This window comes from Pseudactinotalea sp. (assembly GCF_048594945.1).
Lineage (GTDB): Bacteria > Actinomycetota > Actinomycetes > Actinomycetales > Beutenbergiaceae > Pseudactinotalea.
In genome coordinates, this window is sequence record NZ_JBMDXJ010000034.1 from 1 (window position 1) to 4,126 (window position 4,126).

At 63.8% G+C, this 4,126-nt stretch carries 2 protein-coding genes and 1 tRNA gene; 1 reads left to right on the top strand and 2 read right to left on the bottom strand.

The genetic code is table 11. The annotated features are described in order from the left end of the window. The coding region (locus ACOJSN_RS01595; protein WP_420110759.1) for a TrlF family AAA-like ATPase at positions 1-2,435 on the top strand (2,435 nt) is incomplete at its 5' end. Positions 2,436-2,520: 85 nt separating this feature from the next. Here ACOJSN_RS01595 and ACOJSN_RS01600 read toward each other — a convergent pair. Both ACOJSN_RS01600 and ACOJSN_RS01605 read right to left on the bottom strand, forming a co-directional pair. Then, positions 2,521-3,720, bottom strand: coding sequence for a tyrosine-type recombinase/integrase (locus ACOJSN_RS01600; protein WP_420110760.1), 1,200 nt, complete (start codon positions 3,718-3,720; stop codon positions 2,521-2,523). Positions 3,721-3,888: 168 nt separating this feature from the next. Then, a tRNA-Ser gene (locus ACOJSN_RS01605) sits at positions 3,889-3,976 on the bottom strand. Positions 3,977-4,126: the final 150 nt, after the last annotated feature.

Here is a 4,126-nt window from a genome sequence, read left to right on the forward strand (position 1 = left end):
AAGCGCTCGCGATCGTGCCGCACGACCCTGGCAAGGCTGCCTTGCCTGACGTGCAGCCACTGGATCACATCAGCTCGTTGGCCGATCTCCACAAAAAGCTCGACGAGCACGATTGGCTCAAGGGTCGCTACATCGTCCTGCCGAACGCCAGCGACAGCGGTCACAAGACGATCATGCGAAAGGGTATGCAGGCTGAATACAAAAGCATGCCATGCGTCGGTGGCTACTTAGACGGACCAGTCGACAAGGTCGGGACTGGAAACCGGCGAATCTTCGCCGGCGACGATGCGGCGTGGGGCAACAAGCCGCTGGCCATTTTCCAAACTTCAGACGCAAGGTCAGACGACTTCGCGAGCCTGGGAACGCCTTCGACGTGGGTCAAGTGGGCAAAGCCGACGGCCGAGGCACTGCGTCAGGCGTGCCTGGGTCACCAATCCCGCATCGCTCATGTCAGCCCGCAGGCGCCGACGGTCTTCGTCTCACGAGTGGCCGTGTCTAGCAGCAAGTTCCTTGGACCGGTAGACATCGCCTTCAATTCCCAGTACAACGCGGTCATCGGCGGGCGTGGTACAGGCAAGTCGACGATCCTCGACTACCTCCGCTGGGGGCTCTGCGATCAGACAGACCACGCCGGCGATGACGAACTGGCGAACCCCACCGTGCGACGAGAACGGTTGATAGAGAACACCCTCAGGTCGGTCGGCGGGCAAGTCGAAGTCTATTTCACAATCAACGATATCTTTCATGTGGTTCGCCGCGACGCCGCGTCAGGCGAGATTTACCTCAAGGTTGGTGACGCCGAGTTTGCGAAGGTTCGCGAAGCGCACGTCAGATCGCTACTTCCGATACACGCCTACAGCCAGAAACAACTGAGCAGCGTTGCCCTTCGCATGGACGAACTGACCCGGTTCGTTACTGCCCCGGTGCAGCGGTCTCTCGACGGCATTGACCAGGAGATATCGGAAGTTGCAGGCAAGTTGCGGGAGAACTACGCCAAGGTTCAGCGCGCGCGTGGCCTCGATTCCGCGATCTCCCGTCAGCAGTTGACGGAGCAATCCCTTTCTGATCAGGCCACTAATCTGCGGAGAGCGTTCACTGATCTTTCCTCCGAGGACCGCGCTACCCTGGGTGCGAAGTCTCAAATTGATGCGATTCGCGAGTTCCTTCAGTCCCAGGAGCAGGAGTTGCAGGATGCGCTTGGACAGGCGAAGGCGACTGTCGATCGGCTCAGCAGTGTGCATAGTGCGCTCGATGCGCCCGGCGAGGTGCCCGCCAGCATTGCGGGGGACCTCTCGGCACTAGTTGAAGCACGCCGCCAACTTATCGAATCCCTCCGCGGTGACATGAGTGAAGCCCTCGCGAGGGCCACAGCCGCCCGGCTCGAGGGAACTGATGAGCAAGCCGCAGTGCGAGCGGTCAGCGAGACGATTGTGTCGTTTGACGAACAGTACGAAGAGGTCAAGCGCCGCTCGACAGCGCATCAGGCGAGGCTAGATGAGCTAGCGGGAGTGGAGGCGCGCCGCACGCAGGCCGCTGAGTTGCTTGCCGACCATCGCCGCGACCGCAAGGCGCTCGGAGAACCGCTGACTGGGCACGCCGAGTTGCAAGACGAACTGGTAAATCTCTACCGCAAGCGGTCGGACCTAATCGCGAACGAGACCGCCAAGGTGACTGATCTCTCCGAAGGTCTCTTGAAGGCCGGCATTAACCGCGGTCAGGGACTGTCGGCAGTTGAGGCCAAGTTCCGCGGATTCATTCAAGGATCCAGAGTCCGTAGCGGCAAGGTCGACCACTTGTTTGCCAGCCTTCGCGCAGAGTCCGACCCGTTGGGGACTTGGCAGTCGGTTCTTAGCGAACTTGAGTACCTGCTCCTCCTCGAGGAAGGCGCTGCACACACTTCTGAGACGACACCCAACCTCTCCCGCCTCGGCTTCGCTATCGAAGACCAGCAGCGTGCAAGGACCAGTATGACAGCCGACGGCTGGCTTGACCTCGCGCTCACGCCAGTCCGAGACGAGCCTGTCTTCGAGTACCAGACGAAGGAAAGCGAGTTCATCGAGTTCAGCGCGGCCTCGGCCGGACAGCAGGCGACTGCATTGCTTCGTGTTCTGCTCGCGCAGACGGGCGTCCCCCTAATAATCGACCAGCCCGAGGAAGACCTCGACAGTCAGGTTGTGCAGGATGTGGTGGCTCGAATCTGGGCGGCCAAGCAGAGGCGCCAACTCATTTTCGCGAGTCACAACGCAAACTTGGTGGTAAATGGCGATGCCGAGCTTGTGATCGCCTGCGACTACCGAAAGCAGGGCGATCAGTCGGGAGGTCGCGTGAAGTTGGAGGGCGCGATCGATATCCCTGCAGTGCGCGACGAGATCACGGGTGTCATGGAGGGAGGCGAGAAGGCCTTTCGTCTTCGAAAGGAAAAGTACGGGTTCTGAGACGCGTCGGGCCGGAAATTTCACCGATTGGCCGGTTGCGGGTATTGCTCACTTCGAGGATGGTCGGCAGGTCTGGGGCCCCGTGTCACTGTTCGTCGAAGGCCGCCGGAATCATCACCACCTCATCGAGCCGAGCGGTTAGCTCGCGATCCCGCTGAGCGGAGGCGTGCTGGTACTTCAGTGCCACCGACACGTCCGTGTGCCCGCCGCGCTCGAGGAGGTCGGCGAGAGTGGCGCCCTGGCGGGCGTACTCGGTGAGGCCGGTGTGACGGAGGCTGTGGAAGCGGAACGAGTCGCGGCCGGCAGCCTTCCTGGCGTCGCGCCAGTACCTGTCGAAAGCGGTCTGGGAGATGCGGCGGCCGCGGCGGGTTGGGGGAGCGAAGTGCGGGCCGTCGCGGCCCGGTGCTGTGTGGTTCTCGATGTGCTCGCTCAGGACGGGCAGCAGGGAGGCCGGGACTGCGACGCTGCGCTTGCTGCCACGCTTCGGGTCCGTGAGCCTGCCGGCCTTGGTGTTCCACTGGCGCCGGACGTGCAGGACGGCGCGCTCGGGGTCGTCCAGATGCTCGAGGTCCCGACGCTCCAGCCCGAGCACTTCGCCGAGCCGCAGAGCGCACCAGGCGGCGAGTAGCACGGCTGCGCGCAGGTACTCGGGCATCGTCGCTGCCATCGCGGCGACTTGCTCTGGCGTCGCCACATCGCCATCGTCCTCTGCCGGTCGGACCTGGGTCTGCGACGGTGCCTCGGGGAACGTGAACGACGCCAGGCCGATATCCGGTCGTCTGACTGCGGAGTTGAGGCACGAACGCAGCACCCTCGCCGCGTTCGGCGCCACACCGTTGGCTCGCGCACCCGGATGGCGCTTCGACGGCTTGGCGCGCAGCGCCGCAAGGTGGGCGGCGACCTGCTGCGGCGTCAGGTCGACCAGCCGCGTCGAGCCGAGCTCGGGCAGCACGTGGGTTCGCAGCACCGATCGATACGACAGCACGGTCGAGGGGGAGCGGTCGGGGTTGGCCGCGAGAGCCTCCAGCCACTGCTCGGCCCAATCGCCGAGGGTGAGGGCGTCAGTCTCGGCCTGGATCCGTGCCGCGCGCCGCTCGGCGCGGATCTGGGCCGGCGGCACGAAGGTGCCACGTGCGCGCTCGCCCTTGGCGATGTCGAGTGCGGCGCGAGCATCGCCGAGGGTGTCGAAGACGCCCAGGGCGTGGGTGGTGCCGTTCACATCCAGGCGCACTCGGTAGCGGTCTCGGTACCGTGTGATACCTCGGGGCAGGGCTCCGGTGGCCATCGCTGGACCTTCCGCGAACGCTGTCACACGGGCAGTCTGTGACAGCTATGTGACAGAAATTCTGTCACAACCTGCTGATCTGTGCCCACTGGTGCTGATCAGCGAAAGGCTCAGAAACCGCGGAATCTAGCCGAAAACGGCGGATTCTCAAGGGATCTCAAGGACTGCTGGCGGAGGATGGGGGATTCGAACCCCCGAGGGCTTGCACCCAACACGCTTTCCAAGCGTGCGCCATAGGCCACTAGGCGAATCCTCCTGGGCCAGACGAGGATACCGGACCCTGGCGGCGCTCCGTGCCGCTCGGGGTGTGGCACCAGCCACGCCCGACCCACCGCCGTCGAGTTCGTACCTCAGGCGTGAGTTCGTACTCCCGACGGTACGAACTCGCGCCAGACGTACGAACTCG

Bases quoted from the DNA above. Each gene is read 5' to 3' on its own strand.
- ACOJSN_RS01600 (WP_420110760.1), bottom strand. From the start codon at position 3,720: ATGGCCACCGGAGCCCTGCCCCGAGGTATCACACGGTACCGAGACCGC.